Below are 16,375 nucleotides of genomic sequence, written 5' to 3' on the forward strand. Positions count from 1 at the left end.
GTTATAGCTGGACCAGTTCGTCGTGCGGTAGCGGGCGGGTGGAGGCTTACTCATGCGACCCGTCTAACCGCACGGGTTCGCGATGTGAATCGTCCCACGTCAGAGTTACGCAACAACGCCCCTTGTCTTCCTCATTGGCTGACTTTTCGAACCAGATCCCGCCCGATGAACAAATCGGCACCGTGACTGGCGAGGTGGCCTTCGACACCCGGCGCTGCCACACCGCTATCTCGGATCGGGGCGGCACGGTCGCGGTTTCGATCCGCAGAAACGAACGCTTCTGGAAGGACGACGTCCCCGCCGCCCGCGGGCGACATCCTCCGGGCGACCAGGCGCTTCGATCGGACCAACTGGAAGCACTGATCCGGCTATCACGTCTGGAGCAGGATTGAAGCAAAGATGAGATGTCTTAAATCCTTCGGCGAGCGGATTGCCTCGCGAGACCCCAGATAAACCCCCAAAATCCCACTGAGTCGCACTCTCGAATCGCTTCAACGCGCCCGGCACCGCCGGGATAGAACGCATGGTCTGACATCAGTGGGTAAGGGCAAATTTCGCCTCAACGCCGAGTTCTGCAACAAATGGCATTGTTGCGCTAACTGGCTGCGGGCTGAGATGATTCTATCGCGCTTTGCGTTCAGCCAACGGCTGTGATCTCGGCCATGGCGAACGCGTTGTATCTGTTTAATATGGCGATGCGTATCTGGATGTCCGCAGTCTGTCGATCCGGGTCGCGTCAGGCGATGCGTTCGCCGAAGGCCTTGAGGCGATTCATCCGCGCCTCGACCGACTTCGGACGCGGTAGCCGACTGAACGCTTCCGGTTGGCTCGTCCCAGGTGTCGTGTCCCGTGCAGGATGTCGTTGCGGACGCGTGCGGCCGGGCAATCCTCTTTCCAGGCGCGACCGTTCCGGCGGATGGGGATGTGCGCTTCGGCCCCTCGATCAACGATTGCGCCATGGCATCGTCTGGTGTCATGGGCGCCGTCGGCCGTGACCGCGCCGATTTCTTCCTCCTCGGGGATCTGTGCAAGCAGGTCTGGCAGCAGCGGGCTGTCGCCTTGTCGGCTCGACGTGAATTCGACGGCCCGGACGTCGCCAGTCTGAGCATCCATGCCGATATGGACCTTGCGCCGCGCGCCATGGTCGCTCGAACCAGTGGCGCAACCAGGCGTGCCCTGCGTCGAGACGCAGCATGCTTGCGCGCCTGCCACTCGCCATCGCCACGGAACTTGATACCGCCTTGCCATGGTCACTCGGACCAGTGGCGTTCCCATGGCTCGATGTCGATCAGCAGGGTCACGGGACCGTCCGGGCGGCGGTAGGGGATCATGTCCCGAAGCTAACATTCAAAATTCACAACGCGAATCCACCTCCCTGATAAGTGCAAAAACGCCATCCGAAGACAAAGGCAGGAATGGCTTTGCCACCGGCGAAACAGGAAGGAGCAGGCGGAGTTGTTGGACCACCGAAAGGCAAAGCCGTGACGCCGACGGCAATTGTCCAACGTTTACGAAGGGAGATATGGCGGACCCGGAGCGATTCGAACGCCCGACCCCCAGATTCGTAGTCTGGTGCTCTATCCAGCTGAGCTACGGGTCCGTCTTGAGGAGGGGACTTACCGGCCCGCCTCGGGGGATGCAAGAGCGAAAAGTCGAAATCGCGACAGGTTTTTCATAAACCTGTCATCCGGCCTCGAGGATCGGTCGTGAGGATACGGCAGTCATGCCGCGCGGGATGTGAATGCAGAACTGGCTACCGTCGGCGTCACTGCGCAAAAGGTCCAGCCGACCCCCGTGCCCACGGACCAGATCCGCGGCGATGGTCAGGCCAAGCCCCGTGCCGCCCCGGCGCGTGCTGCCGGTGAAGGGCTTGAACAGGTATTCCCGCGCCTTATCGGGCAAGCCCGGCCCCGTGTCGCAGACCTTGATCCACCAGTCGGCATCGCCCTCGCCGGCGCCAATCTCGACGGTGCCGGGCTTGCCGGTCGCTTCGATCGCCTGGCGGGCGTTGCGCGCCAGGTTCGCCAGGACGCGGTAGAGCTGGTCGCGGTCAGCGCGAATCATCATGCTGGGCGGAATGTCCGTGATGAAATCGACCTGGCCCGACATCTCCCCCGCCAAGGTCTCGGCCTCGACCACCTCGGCGGCCAGCTGCGCCAGGTTGAACCGTGACAGCGTCGGCATCGGCTCCTCGGCCTTGCCGAAGGCCAGCGTCGTCTCGCACAGGTTCACGGCGCGGGTGATCGAGTTGACCAGCTTGGGCGCGGCGCGGCGGACCTTGGGGTCTGCGCTTTCCTCCAGCCGGTCGGCGAAGATCTGCGCCGTCGTCAGGATGTTGCGCAGGTCATGGCTGATCTTTGCCACCGCCTGCCCCAGCTGGGCCATCCGCTCCTTCTGCTTCAGTGAGGACGTCACCGTCTGCTGCATGGACTGCAGCGCGGTCTCGGCCTCGTTCAGTTCGGACAGGCGAGCGTCGGGGATGATGATGTGGCGCGCATCCTCGGGGGCGTTGGCATAGGCGGTCATGTGCGTGATCACCCGGCGGATCGGCACCAGGATCAGGCGCTGTGCCGCCAGGAACAGAAGGATCGCCGTCAGGATCGAGAACATGGCCGACACGCCCAGAAGCCGCAGGGCATAGTCGATCATCGCCTGCCGCAGGGGCTGGGTCTGCATGGTGATCTCGATCAGTTGCCCCGCCTGGTTCACCGGAGAGCCGATGACACGAATGACCCGGTCCTGCCGGTCCAGAAGCACCGCCAGCGAATCGTCGATCGTCTGCAGAACGTCCTCGTCCCGCAGGTCATAGGTCGCGGCGATGGGTCCGGGGATGCGCGACGACAGGACCAGCTGCCGGATGTCGTTGCGCCGCAGGACGACGTTCAGGACGCCCGCGTTCTGCAGCAGCTCGCTTTCCAGGTCGGTGGCCAGCGAATCGTCGGTCGCCAGCAGGGCAAGACTGGCGATCTGCGCACGCTCCAGCCGCGATTCGAGGAAATCCAGCCGGAAGCCAGCCAGGGATGGCAGCAGGATGAACAGCTCGGCCAGGATGACGAACATGGTCGTCAGCGCGGCGAATCGGCCAGAGATCGTATTCAGTCGCATCTTGTCCGGATTGTGGTATGGCCAGCGCCGGTTATCGGCCACGCAAGGATTGGATTGCACATCAAACGAATGTGATGAGTGCCCGGTTCCGTTCAAGCCCCATCTGCACTGCCGTAGAGATGAAGTGTTGACGCAGGCGGGCGGGTCCACTATCCAGCGGGCTTCGAACAACCGGCGCCACGGCGCGGGGCGGCTTTTGGCTACCCTGCCCCGCCTGGCCGCCCCCCGCAAGAACCGATCCGGAGACTGACCATGAAGCGCACCTTCCAACCGTCGAACCTCGTTCGTGCGCGCCGTCACGGCTTTCGCGCCCGCATGGCCACCAAGGGCGGCCGTCTGGTGCTGAACCGCCGCCGCGCCAAGGGCCGCAAGCGTCTGTCGGCCTGACCGCGACAGGCGATCACGCCGGCGGCCACGGCCGCCGCATGAAGGCTTTCGACATGCCGCCACTGCCCCATCCTGCTGAAGATCAGCCAAGGGATGTCGGCACGGCGGCATTTCGCATGCCTCCAGTCCTGCAGAAGCGGGCCGACTTCCTGGCCGCATCGCGCGCCAGGCGGCAAGGTACGCCCGGGTTCCTGTTGCAGGCCAGGAGGCGCGACGACGACGGGCCGCCGCGCGTCGGCTTCACCTGCTCGAAGAAGATCGGCAACGCGGTCGCGCGAAACCGCGCCAAGCGCCGCCTGCGCGAAGTCGCTCGCCTGGGGCTGTCGGCACTTGGCCGGCCTGGCTGGGACTATGTCCTTGTCGGCCGCCCGCAGGCGACCATCGAACGCGGCTTCGAAGACCTGCGCGAGGATTTCGCGCGCGCCATGGCCAAGGTCCACGGATGAGCCCCTTGGCGCGCATCGCGGCGCTTCCGGTGCGGGCCTATCGCCTCGTCGCGTCGCCCTGGGTCGGACATGGCTGCCGGTTCCAGCCGACGTGCTCGGCCTATGCGATGGATGCGCTGGAACGTCATGGCGCGCTTCGCGGGGGCTGGCTGACCCTGCGCCGCATCGCGCGCTGCCATCCCTGGGGCGGCTGCGGCTATGACCCCGTTCCGGGCGCCGATCCCGACCACGAAGAGGCCCGCCATGCTGGACGACACTGACGAGACCGAGATCCATCCGCTGTTCGCCGGCGCGCCGCAGGGGACCGAGTTCCGCAAGCTGCGCAAGCGTCTTGTCCGCGAGACCCGCGCCGCGATCGAGGACTATGGCATGATCCGCCCCGGCGACCGCTGGCTCGTCTGCCTGTCGGGCGGCAAGGACAGCTATACGCTGCTGGCGATCCTGCACGAGCTTCAGTGGCGCGGGCTGCTGCCGGTCGACCTGCTGGCCTGCAACCTCGACCAGGGGCAGCCGGGCTTTCCGGCGACGGTCCTGCCCGAGTTCCTGCAGGCGCGCGGCGTCGCGCACAGGATCGAATACCAGGACACCTATTCCATCGTGAAGGAAAAGGTGCCGCAGGGCCGCACCTATTGCGCGCTCTGTTCAAGGCTTCGACGCGGCAATCTCTATCGCATCGCGCGCGAGGAGAGTTGTTCCGCCGTGGTGCTGGGCCATCACCGCGACGACATCCTCGAGACGTTCTTCATGAACCTTTTCCATGGCGGGCGGCTGGCGACCATGCCGCCGAAGTTGCTGAACGAGGATGGGGATCTGACCGTCCTGCGTCCCCTGGCCTACGTGGCCGAGGCCGATTGCGAGCGCTTCGCGCGCGCGATGAACTATCCGATCATCCCCTGCGACCTTTGCGGTAGCCAGGAGGGTCTGCAGCGTGTGCAGGTCAAGCGGCTGCTGGATGAATGGGAGGCGCGCACGCCCGGCCGGCGGCAGGTCATGTTCCGGTCGCTGATGAACGTACGCCCGTCGCATCTGCTGGACCCGAAGCTCTTTGATTTCGCCTCGCTGTTCCCCGCGCCAGGCGGGGCGGTGCAGGACGTTCCGCGGCTTGGCGACGAAACTCTGGAACATTAACCGAACGAAAAGCATTGCGCGCTAGACCTGATCACGTTGATTCCGTGAGAGGTCCGGCATGCCCAGGAACGTCCATCGCCTGTTTTCGCCCATCCGCAAGCTACTGAGCAGCGTGTCCGAGGCAGGCGACGTCTCTCGCTCCGTCCTGATCCTGCGGCTCGAGAATACCGAGGTTCTGGGTCGCTTGCTGGACAAGACGGCGCTCAGCCACCTGCTGGTCCAGCTGTCGATGACGTTGGGGCGCGCGGTGCGGCACCACGATCCGCTGCAGGTCATCGCGCCGGGCCTCTTTGCATTCATCCTGCGCAACCGCACCGACCAGGAGGCGCTGCATATCGCGCGCCGCCTGCAGCAGCAGGGACAGATGCCGGTTCCGCTGTCGGGGACGACCGTGACGCCAGTCATGACCGGCGTGCTGGTCCACGCCCAATCCCCTGACCTGCCCGACCTGGGCGCGCTGATGATCAACGCCCGCCGCCGGATGGAGATGGTCGATGGGCGGTCACTGGGCCAGCTGAGTCTGTTTACACACGACCCGAAGCTGGCCGGTCCCGAACTGGTCGCCACGGTCAGCGACGCCGTCAGGGCCAACCAGATCGAGGCGTGGTTCCAGCCCCAGGTCAGCTGCCACACCGGCCGGATCACCGGGTTCGAGGCGCTGGCCCGCTGGAGCCATCCGCAACGCGGCCTGCTGGCGCCGGGGGCCTTCATGCCGCAGATGTCGGACGCGGATCACAACAACCTGACCCTGTGCATGCTGGCGCAGTCCCTGGCAGCGCTGAGGTCCTGGGACGAGGCCGGCTTCGACGTGCCGACGATCTCGATCAACATCTCAAACTGCGAGCTGTCGGATGCGGGTTTCGCGGACTGCCTTCTGTGGGAACTGGACCGCCACGACATCCCGCCGCGCCGCCTTGTGGTCGAGGTTCTGGAAAGCGTGGGCCCGCTGACCAGCAGCGCCGAAACCCGCGCCAACCTGCGCAAGCTTGCCGAGGCCGGCTGCCAGATCGACCTGGACGATTTCGGCACCGGATATGCCAGCCTGGATGCCATCCGGCAGTTCGGCATCAACCGCATCAAGATCGACCGCAGCTTCGTGACCGCCTGCGATATCGACCCCAACCAGCAGCGTATGATCCTGGCCATCCTGGCGCTGGCAGAGCGGCTTGGCATCGCGACGCTGGCCGAGGGGGTCGAGACGCGCGAGGAATATGGCTTTCTCGCGCAGATGGGCTGCGACGAGGTGCAGGGTTATGCCATCTCTCGGCCGGTTCCGCTGAACCAGAGCTTCGACTTCCTTGCGCGCCACAGGACCTCGTCGCGGGATCTTCCGACGATCGCGCGCCACGGCTGACCGTCACGGCGTCGATTGGCCGCATGCGCAGACATCGACCGCCAGCGCCGGACGGCCGCCGATGCGGTGCGAAGACCCTTGTATTCCTGCGCCGCATGCCAAATCCGCTTGACCTTTCGGGGTGCCTTCTGTTGAACCGGCGCGACTGACGCGATGACGGTGGTAACCGAAGTATGGAAGACAACAACCGCAATCTGATCCTGGCGACGGTCCTGTCGTTCCTGGTGATCCTGGTCTGGTACACGGTCTTCGCCCCCGAACCCGTGTCGGACCAGCCCTCTGGCCAGCCACTGGCGGAACAGACGATCACGGACCAGCCCCTGGCCCCCGCCGAGACTGGCACGGCGCCCGCAGACTTGGCCGCGGCGCCAGAGGCAATCGACCCGGTGGCGCGCGTGCCCATCGCGTCAGAGGCTTTGGCCGGCTCGATCTCGCTGCTGGGCGGACGGGTCGATGACCTGCTGCTGACCCGGTACGAGGAAACGCTGGACGAGGATTCGCCCGATGTCCGGCTTCTGTCGCCCTCGTCGGCCACGGCCGATTACAGCGTCACTGCCGATCCTGCGGCCTACAAGCCCTATTACACCGTCTATGGCTGGACCCCCGGCCCCGGCGTCGATCCGTCAGCCGTTCCTGGTCCCGGCACCGTCTGGTCGCTTGAATCCGGGGACGTGCTGTCCCCCGGTCAGCCGGTCACGCTGGCCTGGGACAACGGCTCGGGCCAGGTCTTCCGCCGCACCTTCCAGCTGGACGACAACTATCTGTTCACCGTGTCGCAGAGCATCCAGAACGACGGTGACACCGCGTTCCAGGCCGCGCCCTACGGCATCATCGCGCGCCACGGACGCCCGGACACGCAGAACTACTTCGTGCTGCACGAAGGCGTCGTGGGCATGGAAGACGGCACCCTGATCGAGATGGACTATGGCGACATCGCCGAACTCGACCCCGTCGCGCGCGAGGGCCGGGCCGAGGTGTTTGACGTCGACTCGAACGGCTGGATCGGCTTCACCGACAAGTACTGGATGACGACCCTGGCGCCCGCCCCGGGCCAGGCCTTCACCGCCGTAGTAAAATACGCCGACGGCGCCGACATCTACCAGACCGAGGCCCGCTTCCCGATGCAGACCGTGCAGCCGGGCACACAGCTGACCGCCGACAGCTATCTCTTCGCCGGAGCCAAGGTCTGGGAGGTTCTGGACGCCTACGAGGAATCCCCCGGCATCGAGCGTTTCGTCGATGCCATCGACTGGGGCTGGTTCTACTTCCTGACCAAGCCCATCTTCCGCCTGCTGCACTGGCTGCACGGCATCATCGGCAACATGGGCTGGGCGATCATCGCGCTGACCTTCGTGCTGAAGACGCTGGTCTTCCCCTTGGCGCGCAAATCCTACATCTCGATGGCGAAGATGAAGGAACTGCAGCCGCAGATGGAGGAGATCAAGAACCGCACCGGCGACGACCGCATGAAGTTCCAGAAAGAGGTCATGGAGCTCTACAAGCGTGAAAAGGTGAACCCGGCCGCCGGCTGCCTGCCGATCCTGCTGCAGATCCCGATCTTCTTCTCGCTCTACAAGGTGATCTTCGTCACGATCGAACTGCGTCACGCGCCCTGGATCGGCTGGATCCATGACCTGTCCGCGCCAGATCCGTCCAGCCTGCTGAACCTGTTCGGCCTGCTGCCCTATGCGGCACCGGCGCAGGGAACGCTGCTGCACTCGCTGTCGCTGCCGGCGCTGGCGATCCTGCTGGGGATCAGCATGTGGATGCAGCAGCGCCTGAACCCGGCGCCGACCGATCCGGCTCAGAAGATGATCTTCGCCTGGATGCCGTGGATCTTCATGTTCATGCTGGGCGGCTTTGCCTCGGGTCTGGTGCTGTACTGGATCACCAACAACGTGATCACGATCATCCAGCAGTACACGATCATGTCGATGCACGGTCACCGTCCTGATCTCTTCGGCAACATCAGGTCCTCGCTGCCCGCCCGTCGGCGCGCGGGCGGCAAGTGACCGCGCGGCTGGCCCTGATCCGCCGCCATCCGATCAAGTCGGTCGGCGGAGAGGGGCTGGACAGTGTCACCCTGCAGGCGGCCCGCCGCCTGCCTGGCGACCGCGAATGGGCGATCCTCACTGAGGGAGGAGAGCGTCATGCGATCGCTAGCCAGACCGGCGGGCAACCCGACCGCTGGCTGCCCAAGTCCTGCTTCCTGCGCGGCGTCGCCTGCCTTGACCTGCAGGCGATCCAGGGCGGCTGGCGGGATGGCCGGCTGCATCTGTCGCACCCGAGCCACGGAGAGATCGCGGTCGATCCCGAAACCGACGGACACCGTCTGATCGACTGGCTGCGGCCGCTCTGGCCGCAGGACCTGCCCCCGCCGACGCGGCTGGTCCGCGGCGCAGCCATTTGGACGGACCAGAAATGGCCGTGGATCTCGATCCTGTCGCTGACCAGCCTTGCCGATCTGGAAGCCCGTGCGGGGCAGACATTCGGTATCCACCGCTGGCGCGGCAACCTGTGGGTCGACGGCTGGCCGCCCTTTGCCGAACGCAACCTGATCGGCCATGTCATCCGGATCGGAAATGTCGAGCTGCGCATCAGCGCCCATGTCGGCCGCTGCGATGCCACCAGCGCGGACACCGCCAGCGGACAGCGTGACATCGACATGGTCGCGACGCTAGACCGCCTTTACGGCCACACGGATTTCGGCGTCTTCGCCGAGGTCGTCACCGGCGGCCAGATCCGCCTTCAGGATCAGGTCGCCGCATGAAAGTCGCCTTCCCCGTCGCCCCCGAACCCGATCCCGCCGCGGCCGAGGCCGCGCGTCTGCTGTTCGCGGGTCCGGTCGATTTCCTCAAGGGCGTCGTCGCCATGAACGGCCTGCCCGCCGCCGACCGCCCCGAGGTCTGCTTCGCCGGACGCAGCAATGTCGGCAAGTCCAGCCTGATCAACGCGCTCACCGGCCGCAAGGGCATCGCGCGCGCGTCGAACACCCCCGGCCGCACGCAAGAAATCAACTATTTCACTCTGGGGCAGCAGGCCTATCTAGTCGACCTGCCCGGCTATGGCTTTGCCAAAGCGCCGGTTGCGGTGGTCGCCAAGTGGCAGGCGCTGCTGAAGAACTATTTGGCGGGTCGGCAGACGCTCCGTCGCGCCTTCTGCCTGATCGACTCGCGACACGGCGTGAAGGATGTCGACCACGAGATCATGACCCTGCTGGACCGCTCGGCCGTGCCCTTCCAGGTGGTCATGACCAAGACCGACAAGCTGGGCCCGAACGCCATCAAGCCGGTCCTGGCCCAGGTCGAGGAGGCGCTGCAGAAGCATCCTGCCGCCTATCCAGAAATCGTGGTTACCTCGTCCGAGAAGGGCCACGGCATCGCTACGCTGCGCACGATCATCGCCGGGCTGGACTGATCGGCCCATGCGCCCTAGGGTCCGCCCCGTCAGCCAGGGACCTTCAGGATGAGAACACAGAACATGAATCGTGACTGGATCGCCACCGCCCGCACCCTTTCCGAGGCCCTGCCCTACCTTCAGCGTTATTCGGGCGCGGTCGTCGTGGTCAAGTTCGGCGGCAATGCGATGGGTGACGACGACGCCATGGCCGAATTCGCCCGCGACATCGTGCTGATGAAGCAGGTCGGCATGAACCCGGTCGTCTGCCACGGCGGCGGACCGATGATCAACGACCTGCTGGACCGATTGGGAATCGAAAGCCGCTTCGTGCGCGGCAAGCGCGTGACCACCAAGGAAACCGTCGAAGTGGTCGAGATGGTCCTGTCGGGCCTGGTCAACAAGCGCATCGTCCAGGCCATCAACGATGCGGGCGGTCGTGCGGTCGGCATCTCGGGCAAGGACGACGACATGATGGTCTGCGAGGTCGACGACCCCGAGCTTGGCTTCGTCGGCCGCCCGGTCGAGATGAACGTCCAGATCATCCGCGACCTCTATGGCGCCGGCATGATCCCGGTCATCGCCCCCGTCGCCACGGGGATGGAGGATAACGAGACCTTCAACGTCAACGGCGACACAGCCGCCGGCGCCATCGCCGGCGCGCTGCAGGCAGACCGGCTGCTGCTCTTGACCGACGTGTCGGGCGTCAAGGACGCCAGCGGAGAGGTCGTGACCGCGCTCCACCCCGATCAGGTTCGTGCCATGATCGCTGACGGCCAGATCGCGGGGGGCATGATTCCCAAGACCGAAACGGCGCTCAAGGCGCTCGAGGACGGGGTGCGGGCCGTGGTGATCCTGGACGGGCGCGTGCCGAATGCCTGCCTGCTGGAGCTGTTCACCGAACATGGCGCAGGTTCGCTGATCCGCACCACCGAACCGCGGGTCAAGCCGCGCGGGCTGCGCCAGGGCGATACCGGCCTCTGACCGGCTTGCAGGCCGGGCGATTGCTGTGGCAGGCTGCGCGGACCGGTGGCACGAAAGGCAGCCCGCGATGACCCCACATGGCTACAGACGCCTGATCCTGACCCGCCACGCCAAGTCGGCCTGGGACGATCCGACACTAGACGATCACGACCGGCCGCTGAATGACCGCGGTCGCCGGTCCGCCCGCGCGCTTGGCGACTGGATGGCCAGCCGCGGCTATGAACCCGAGGAGGTGCTGTGCTCCTCCTCGGCGCGCACGCGGGAGACCTGGTCGGTGATCGCCGGCGCACCGCTGGAAGTCCGCCCCTCGGTCCGGATCGAGCCATCGCTCTATCAGGCGGGGCCCGACCGGATGCTGGCGGTGCTGAAGACCGCAACGCAGCCCACGGTCATGATGCTGGGCCACAACCCCGGCATTTCGGAACTCGCGGCACTGCTGCCGGCCCACCCGCCGGTCGATCCGGAGTTCCGCCGCTATCCGACTGCCGCGACCCTGGTCGTCGATTTCCAGATCGACGATTGGCGCGAGGTGCAGCCCCGACAGGGCAGCGTCAAGGATTTCATCCGCTTCGACGGGCGCAACTGATCCACCCGGCCTGTCCATTCCAGCGGACAGCCCCAGCCTGCGGTGTCCTACGCCCGCGGAACGCCGAAGGGCGGCGGTTTTGCAGTTCAATCGTGGACGCCGCCACAGGCTTCCAAGTGCGGCGGTGTGACTTCGCCGCCGCTTCGCCTGGCGGCCGAGCTGGATTTTGTCAGCCAGTGAGCACTGACGGGAAAGAAGCATTGCCACGGCTGGCAGCGCGGCAGGAACCTGCGCACGCTGCTTCAGTCTGGCCTTGACCGCTCAGTGCCCCAGGATCTGGCTGAGGAACAGCTTGGTCCGTTCGGACTTGGGGTTGTTGAAGAACTCGGTCGGACTGTTCTGCTCGACGATCTGGCCCTGGTCCATGAAGATCACCCGGTTCGCGACGGCCTGCGCAAAGCCCATCTCGTGAGTAACGCAGATCATCGTCATCCCCTCCTCGGCCAGCTCGATCATCGTGTCCAGGACCTCCTTGATCATCTCGGGGTCAAGCGCGCTGGTCGGCTCGTCGAAGAGCATGATCTTGGGCTGCATGCAAAGCGAACGGGCGATCGCCACCCGCTGCTGCTGACCGCCCGACAGCTGGCCCGGATACTTGTCGGCCTGTTCGGGGATCTTGACCTTCTCCAAGAACCGACGCGCCGTCGCCTCGGCCTGCTTGCGCGGGATCTTGCGGACCCAGATCGGCGCCAGCGTGCAGTTCTCCAGCACCGTCAGGTGCGGGAACAGGTTGAAGTGCTGGAACACCATGCCGACTTCCGACCGCACCTTGTCGATGTTCTTGATGTCGTTGGTCAGCTCCACCCCGTCCACAACAATGTGGCCCGACTGGTGCTCTTCCAGCCGGTTGATGCAGCGGATCAGGGTGGACTTGCCCGAACCTGAAGGTCCGGCGATGACGATCCGTTCGCCGCGATGGACCGTCAGGTCGATGTCGCGCAGCACGTGGAAGCTGCCGTACCACTTGTTCATGTTGCGGATGTCGATGGCGACCTCGTCGCTGATCGTCATCTGTTGGCGCGTTGTCCGTTCGCTCATCGGGTCCTACCTGTGGTCGCGCTGCAGCCGGCGTTCCAGATACATCGAGTATCGCGACATGCCGAAGCAGATGAGAAAGAAGATGGCGCCGACGAAGATGAACGGCTCCCAGTAGATGCCCTTCCAGGCGATATTGGCGCGCACGGCGTCCGACATCGACTTCAGCGGGTCGTAGAGGCCGACAAAGGTCACCAGTGTCGTGTCCTTGAACATGCCGATGAAGGTCGACACGATGCCCGGAATGCTGATCTTCAGCGCCTGCGGCAACACGATCAGCCGCTGCGCCTTCCAGTAGTCTAGGCCGAGCGCGTCGGCGGCCTCGTACTGGCCCTTGGGCAGGGCGGCAAGCCCGCCGCGGATCACCTCGGCCATGTAGGCGGCGGCGAAGATCGTCACCATGATGATGACGCGCAAGATGATGTCGAAGCTGGTGCCCGGCGGCAAGAAATAGTTCAGCAGCAGCGATGCCACGAACAGCAGCGCGATCAGCGGCACACCGCGGATGAACTCGATGAACATGACGGCCAGTGACTTGATCAGGAACATGTCCGACCGCCGTGCCAGGGCCAGCACGATGCCAAGCGGCAGCGACAGCGCGATGCCCGCCACGCCGATGGTTAGCGACAGAAGAAAGCCCCCGAAGCGGTCGGACCGCACCGGCTCGATAGCCAGCGGGACCAGCCCTTGCGCGTCGGTCGCCGCATCACCGGCCAGGAACAGCCAGAAGAGGATGGTGACCAGCGCCGCCACGACCACGCCCAGCATCGGCGCCCGGCTGCCCAGCAGCCGCCAGGCCAGCCAGCCCAGCACAGGCCCCGCCAGCACGAAGATCGGCCCCCAAAGCGTCCCGCCCCAGAGAAACCAGACCCCGAGCAGCGGATAGACGATCGAGAACGGAAGAAGCCAAGCGATGTTGCGCTCGGACGCGAGGAAGCCGAAGGCCAGGACGACGGCGGTGAAGGCCAGCCAACCGGCCGGAACGCCCAGCCACATCATCGCGGCCAGCGTGACGATGGCAGTGATGCCCAGCACCACCCGGCGGATCGTCAGCGACGCGCCGAACAGCACCGGCGCCAGCGCGACCATCAGCAGGCCGAAGGTCATCGTCGGGCGCCAGTAAAGTTCGGGCGGGTAGAAGCCGAAAACGTACTGGTTCCAGCGTTCTCGGATGACGGCGAAGCAGGCGCCGCGCGCGCCCTCTCCCCAGGTGGCGGCAATAATCTCGCGGCATTCGGACAGGCTGGAGGCATTCCAGACGGAATGCGCGAACCAGTCCCAGAAGGTCGCGACCAGGAACCAGATGATCAGCGCCCCGAGGATCGTCAGGACGGTGTTCACCGGCCCCGAGAACAGGTTCTCGCGCAGCCAGCGGATCGCCCCCGATTGCCGGTCGGGCGGCGAGGCGGCGGGCAGCATCGTGTCGCGGACGAAGGGGACGGTCTGGGCGTGGGTGTCGCTCATCTCACCGCTCCTTCAGTTTGACGCTGGCGTTGAAGACGTTCATCCCGGCCGAGATGATCAGGCTGAGCGCCAAATAGGTCAGCATCATCAGCACGATCGCCTCGAGTTCCCGGCCCGTCTGGTTCAGCGTCGTGCCGCCAAGAGTGCCCCGCAGGTCCATGTAACCCACGGCAATCGCAAGCGAGCTGTTCTTGGTCAGGTTCAGGTATTGCGAGATCAGCGGCGGGATGATCACCCGCAGCGCCTGCGGCAGGATCACCAGGCTCATTGTGCGGTTCGGACGCAGGCCCAGGGCGAAGGCGGCCTCGGACTGGCCGCGGCTGACGGCCAGAATGCCAGCGCGCACGATCTCGGCGATGAAGGCGGCGGTATAGAGCGTCAGCGCCAGCCACAGCGCGACAAGCCCGTTCGAGACGTTCAGACCGCCCGAGAAGTTGAAGCCCTGAAGACTGGGCGGTTCCAGGTGCAGGCCGAAATACCAGATCAGGAACAGCGACGGCAGCACCATCACCGCGAGCGTCTTCCACCAGGTCGTCGGCCGTTCGCCCGTCCGGTCCTGGACCGACTGCGCATGGTTGCGGATCGCCCGACGCGCGAACCAGCCGCCCACCAGCACCACGATAAAGGCGATGGTCGCCCAGTTGAACGTGATCCGCGCGCCCAAGTCCAGGCTGCCCGGGTCGTTCGTCATCCCCAGTGTCGGGATCGAGGTATAGCGGTTGGTCAGCGCCACGTTGTCGAACAGGATCATCGACCAGGCCGGGTCTTCGCCGCGATAGGCGTTGGGCGGCGGCAGGATCTCGGTGAAGATCGCATAGATGATCAGGATCCACAGCAGCAGCGGCATGTTACGGAAGATCTCGACAAAGACGGTCATCAGCCGCGCAAACAGCCAGTTCTTCGACAGCCGCGCCACGCCGACGATCACCCCCAGCACCGTCGCCGAGATGCAGCCCAGGACGGCGACGATCAGCGTGTTCAGCAGACCCACGACGGCCGCGCGCAGATGCGTGTCGTCGGCGGTGTAGGGGATCGGCGTCTGCGGGATGTCGTAGCCCGCGCGCTGGAACAGGAAGCCGAAATCGAAGCTTTTTCCTAGCAGGGCCAGGTTCTGCAGCGTGTTGTTGATCAGCCACCAGAACAGCGCCATCACCAGGATGAACACGATTACCTGGAAGGTCAGCGACCGATATCGTCGGTCATGGATCAGCATGCTCAGCCGGAACGGCGGGTTCGCCGGCACCGAGACGTCCGTCATCATCATTTACCCCTGTCGCCTGCCATCGGCTTGTCGCCGTTTTTCGCGGGCAGGTTCATCGTTGCAGGACAGCCGCGGGCCGGTTCGGCCCGCGGCTCGTCGGGATCAGCGGAACGGCTGCGCGTAGAGCAGGCCGCCCTGCGTCCATTGCGCGTTCAGCCCGCGGGCCAGGCCGATCGGGGTCTGTTCGCCGATGTTGGCCGCGAAGATCTCGCCATAGTTGCCATTGGCCAGGATAGCGCGGCGCGCCCATTCGGCGTCAAGGCCGATCATCGCGCCCAGTTCATCCGACACGCCCAGAAGGCGCTGGACCTCGGGGTTGTTCGACGACCGGACAAGTTCCTCGATGTTGCGCGAGGTGACGCCGTATTCCTCGGCCGCGATCAGCGCGTTCAGCGTCCAGCGGGCGATGTCGCCCCAGTTGTTGTCGCCGTGGCGCACGGCCGGCCCAAGTGGTTCCTTCGAGATGATCTCGGGCAGGATAATGTGGTTTTCCGGGTCAGCGAATGCCGCCCGCGTTGCCGCCAAGCCCGAGGCATCGGTGGTGTAGGCATCGCAGGCGCCGGCCATGTACTGCTGTTCGCCCTCGGCATTGCTGTCGATATTGACGGGCGTGTAGCTCATGTTGTTGGCGCGGAAATAGTCGGCCAGGTTCAGCTCGGTCGTAGTGCCGGTCTGTATGCAGATCGTCGCCCCGTCCAGTTCCTTGGCCGAGGTCACACCCAAGTCCTTGCGGACCATGAAGCCCTGGCCGTCGTAGTAGTTCACGCCCACGAAATCCAGCGCAAGGTCCGTATCGCGAGAGAATGTCCAGGTCGAGTTGCGGGCCAGCACGTCCACCTCGCCCGAGCTCAGCGCCGTGAAGCGGGTCTGGCCGGTGGTCGGCACGAAGCGCACCTTGTTCGGGTCGCCCAGCACGGCAGCGGCCAGGGCGCGGCAATAGGCCACGTCGAAACCCGTCCAGTTGCCGCTGGCGTCCGGCGCGGCGAAGCCCACAAGGCCCGTGTTCACGCCGCAGTTCAACTCGTCACGTTCCTTGACCTGGGCCAGGGTCGAACCCTCTTGGGCAAGGCCCATACCGGCGATCATCGTCGCCGCGGCCACCGTTCCCAGGAAAACCGATTTTTTCATTGTTACCTCTGTGTTGGAGCGTCCGGGCCGTCGCGCGTGGCCCGAAGGCGATGCGGACCGTGAACGGCCCTTGTCGTCATAGCACAGCCTGCAGATTGCCG

Annotated in this window: 15 protein-coding genes, 1 tRNA gene and 2 pseudogenes; 11 read left to right on the top strand and 7 right to left on the bottom strand. The window is 65.2% G+C overall.

The annotated features are described in order from the left end of the window. Nucleotides 1–125: 125 nt before the first annotated feature. Nucleotides 126–532, top strand: a pseudogene (locus OC184_RS12030) (IS5/IS1182 family transposase); the annotation flags it as partial. A 105-nt stretch (nt 533–637) separates the two neighbouring features. On the opposite strand, the pseudogene OC184_RS12035 reads toward OC184_RS12030, so the two are convergent. The 3 genes and pseudogenes from OC184_RS12035 to OC184_RS12045 form a co-directional block, all read right to left on the bottom strand. After that, nucleotides 638–1,328: pseudogene (locus OC184_RS12035) on the bottom strand (IS5 family transposase); the annotation flags it as partial. Nucleotides 1,329–1,523: 195 nt separating this feature from the next. Continuing rightward, a tRNA-Arg gene (locus tag OC184_RS12040) sits at nt 1,524–1,600 on the bottom strand. An 83-nt stretch (nt 1,601–1,683) separates the two neighbouring features. Then, entirely contained in the window at nt 1,684–3,105 is a 1,422-nt protein-coding gene (locus OC184_RS12045) for a sensor histidine kinase (RefSeq protein WP_265507437.1), read from the bottom strand. 252 nt (nt 3,106–3,357) lie between these two features. Here OC184_RS12045 and rpmH point away from each other — a divergent pair, with 252 nt between their 5' ends. The 10 genes from rpmH to OC184_RS12095 all read left to right on the top strand — a co-directional run bounded on the left by rpmH (nt 3,358) and on the right by OC184_RS12095 (nt 11,386). After that, nucleotides 3,358–3,492 carry a 50S ribosomal protein L34 gene (gene rpmH / locus OC184_RS12050; protein ID WP_042247969.1) on the top strand — a complete coding sequence of 45 codons (135 nt, stop codon included), beginning with the start codon at nt 3,358–3,360 and terminating at the stop codon, nt 3,490–3,492. A gap of 53 nt (nt 3,493–3,545) precedes the next feature. Continuing rightward, entirely contained in the window at nt 3,546–3,938 is a 393-nt protein-coding gene (rnpA, locus tag OC184_RS12055) for a ribonuclease P protein component (RefSeq protein ID WP_378926533.1), read from the top strand. Continuing rightward, nucleotides 3,935–4,198: a membrane protein insertion efficiency factor YidD gene (yidD, locus tag OC184_RS12060; protein WP_265507439.1), complete on the top strand. Its 264-nt coding sequence runs from the start codon at nt 3,935–3,937 to the stop codon at nt 4,196–4,198. The genes rnpA and yidD overlap by 4 nt, the downstream gene beginning before the upstream one ends. Next, the gene (gene ttcA, locus OC184_RS12065; RefSeq protein ID WP_265507440.1) at nt 4,182–5,066 is read left to right on the top strand and encodes a tRNA 2-thiocytidine(32) synthetase TtcA; all 885 of its coding nucleotides are present in this window, start codon (nt 4,182–4,184) and stop codon (nt 5,064–5,066) included. Before yidD ends, ttcA begins: the two co-directional genes overlap by 17 nt. A 58-nt stretch (nt 5,067–5,124) precedes the next feature. Continuing rightward, on the top strand, nt 5,125–6,420 hold the full coding sequence (locus OC184_RS12070; protein WP_265507441.1) for an EAL domain-containing protein: 1,296 nt from the start codon (nt 5,125–5,127) through the stop codon (nt 6,418–6,420). 173 nt (nt 6,421–6,593) lie between these two features. Further along, the gene (yidC, locus tag OC184_RS12075; RefSeq protein WP_265507442.1) at nt 6,594–8,432 is read left to right on the top strand and encodes a membrane protein insertase YidC; all 1,839 of its coding nucleotides are present in this window, start codon (nt 6,594–6,596) and stop codon (nt 8,430–8,432) included. After that, entirely contained in the window at nt 8,429–9,190 is a 762-nt protein-coding gene (locus OC184_RS12080; RefSeq protein WP_265507443.1) for an MOSC domain-containing protein, read from the top strand. Before yidC ends, OC184_RS12080 begins: the two co-directional genes overlap by 4 nt. Then, the gene (gene yihA, locus OC184_RS12085) at nt 9,187–9,837 is read left to right on the top strand and encodes a ribosome biogenesis GTP-binding protein YihA/YsxC (protein WP_265507444.1); all 651 of its coding nucleotides are present in this window, start codon (nt 9,187–9,189) and stop codon (nt 9,835–9,837) included. The genes OC184_RS12080 and yihA overlap by 4 nt, the downstream gene beginning before the upstream one ends. Before the next feature lie 63 nt (nt 9,838–9,900). Then, a complete protein-coding gene (gene argB, locus OC184_RS12090; protein ID WP_265507475.1) occupies nt 9,901–10,800 on the top strand; it encodes an acetylglutamate kinase in 900 nt (299 codons plus the stop codon). Between the two features lie 67 nt (nt 10,801–10,867). Next, complete coding sequence (locus OC184_RS12095; protein WP_265507445.1) at nt 10,868–11,386, top strand: SixA phosphatase family protein; 519 nt, start codon at nt 10,868–10,870, stop codon at nt 11,384–11,386. A gap of 261 nt (nt 11,387–11,647) precedes the next feature. Here OC184_RS12095 and OC184_RS12100 read toward each other — a convergent pair whose 3' ends face one another. The 4 genes from OC184_RS12100 to OC184_RS12115 all read right to left on the bottom strand — a co-directional run bounded on the left by OC184_RS12100 (nt 11,648) and on the right by OC184_RS12115 (nt 16,274). Then, nucleotides 11,648–12,424, bottom strand: a complete 777-nt coding sequence (locus OC184_RS12100) for an amino acid ABC transporter ATP-binding protein (protein WP_322630205.1) — start codon at nt 12,422–12,424, stop codon at nt 11,648–11,650. Nucleotides 12,425–12,430: 6 nt separating this feature from the next. Next, nucleotides 12,431–13,885: an amino acid ABC transporter permease gene (locus tag OC184_RS12105; RefSeq protein WP_265507446.1), complete on the bottom strand. Its 1,455-nt coding sequence runs from the start codon at nt 13,883–13,885 to the stop codon at nt 12,431–12,433. 1 nt (nt 13,886) lies between these two features. Beyond that, entirely contained in the window at nt 13,887–15,143 is a 1,257-nt protein-coding gene (locus OC184_RS12110; protein WP_265507477.1) for an amino acid ABC transporter permease, read from the bottom strand. Nucleotides 15,144–15,248: 105 nt separating this feature from the next. Continuing rightward, a complete protein-coding gene (locus OC184_RS12115) occupies nt 15,249–16,274 on the bottom strand; it encodes an amino acid ABC transporter substrate-binding protein (RefSeq protein ID WP_265507447.1) in 1,026 nt (341 codons plus the stop codon). Between the last annotated feature and the right edge of the window lie 101 nt (nt 16,275–16,375).

Origin of the sequence: Paracoccus rhizosphaerae, from assembly GCF_026162645.1 — a bacterium.
Lineage (GTDB): Bacteria > Pseudomonadota > Alphaproteobacteria > Rhodobacterales > Rhodobacteraceae > Paracoccus > Paracoccus rhizosphaerae.

What these genes read in the sequence shown, in the direction of transcription:
- OC184_RS12045 (WP_265507437.1), bottom strand. Translation starts at nt 3,105, where the DNA reads ATGCGACTGAATACGATCTCTGGCCGATTCGCCGCGCTGACGACCATG.
- rpmH (WP_042247969.1), top strand. Translation starts at nt 3,358, where the DNA reads ATGAAGCGCACCTTCCAACCGTCGAACCTCGTTCGTGCGCGCCGTCAC.
- rnpA (WP_378926533.1), top strand. Translation starts at nt 3,546, where the DNA reads ATGCCGCCACTGCCCCATCCTGCTGAAGATCAGCCAAGGGATGTCGGC.
- yidD (WP_265507439.1), top strand. Translation starts at nt 3,935, where the DNA reads ATGAGCCCCTTGGCGCGCATCGCGGCGCTTCCGGTGCGGGCCTATCGC.
- ttcA (WP_265507440.1), top strand. Translation starts at nt 4,182, where the DNA reads ATGCTGGACGACACTGACGAGACCGAGATCCATCCGCTGTTCGCCGGC.
- OC184_RS12070 (WP_265507441.1), top strand. Translation starts at nt 5,125, where the DNA reads ATGCCCAGGAACGTCCATCGCCTGTTTTCGCCCATCCGCAAGCTACTG.
- yidC (WP_265507442.1), top strand. Translation starts at nt 6,594, where the DNA reads ATGGAAGACAACAACCGCAATCTGATCCTGGCGACGGTCCTGTCGTTC.
- yihA (WP_265507444.1), top strand. Translation starts at nt 9,187, where the DNA reads ATGAAAGTCGCCTTCCCCGTCGCCCCCGAACCCGATCCCGCCGCGGCC.
- argB (WP_265507475.1), top strand. Translation starts at nt 9,901, where the DNA reads ATGAATCGTGACTGGATCGCCACCGCCCGCACCCTTTCCGAGGCCCTG.
- OC184_RS12095 (WP_265507445.1), top strand. Translation starts at nt 10,868, where the DNA reads ATGACCCCACATGGCTACAGACGCCTGATCCTGACCCGCCACGCCAAG.
- OC184_RS12100 (WP_322630205.1), bottom strand. Translation starts at nt 12,424, where the DNA reads ATGAGCGAACGGACAACGCGCCAACAGATGACGATCAGCGACGAGGTC.
- OC184_RS12105 (WP_265507446.1), bottom strand. Translation starts at nt 13,885, where the DNA reads ATGAGCGACACCCACGCCCAGACCGTCCCCTTCGTCCGCGACACGATG.
- OC184_RS12110 (WP_265507477.1), bottom strand. Translation starts at nt 15,143, where the DNA reads ATGACGGACGTCTCGGTGCCGGCGAACCCGCCGTTCCGGCTGAGCATG.
- OC184_RS12115 (WP_265507447.1), bottom strand. Translation starts at nt 16,274, where the DNA reads ATGAAAAAATCGGTTTTCCTGGGAACGGTGGCCGCGGCGACGATGATC.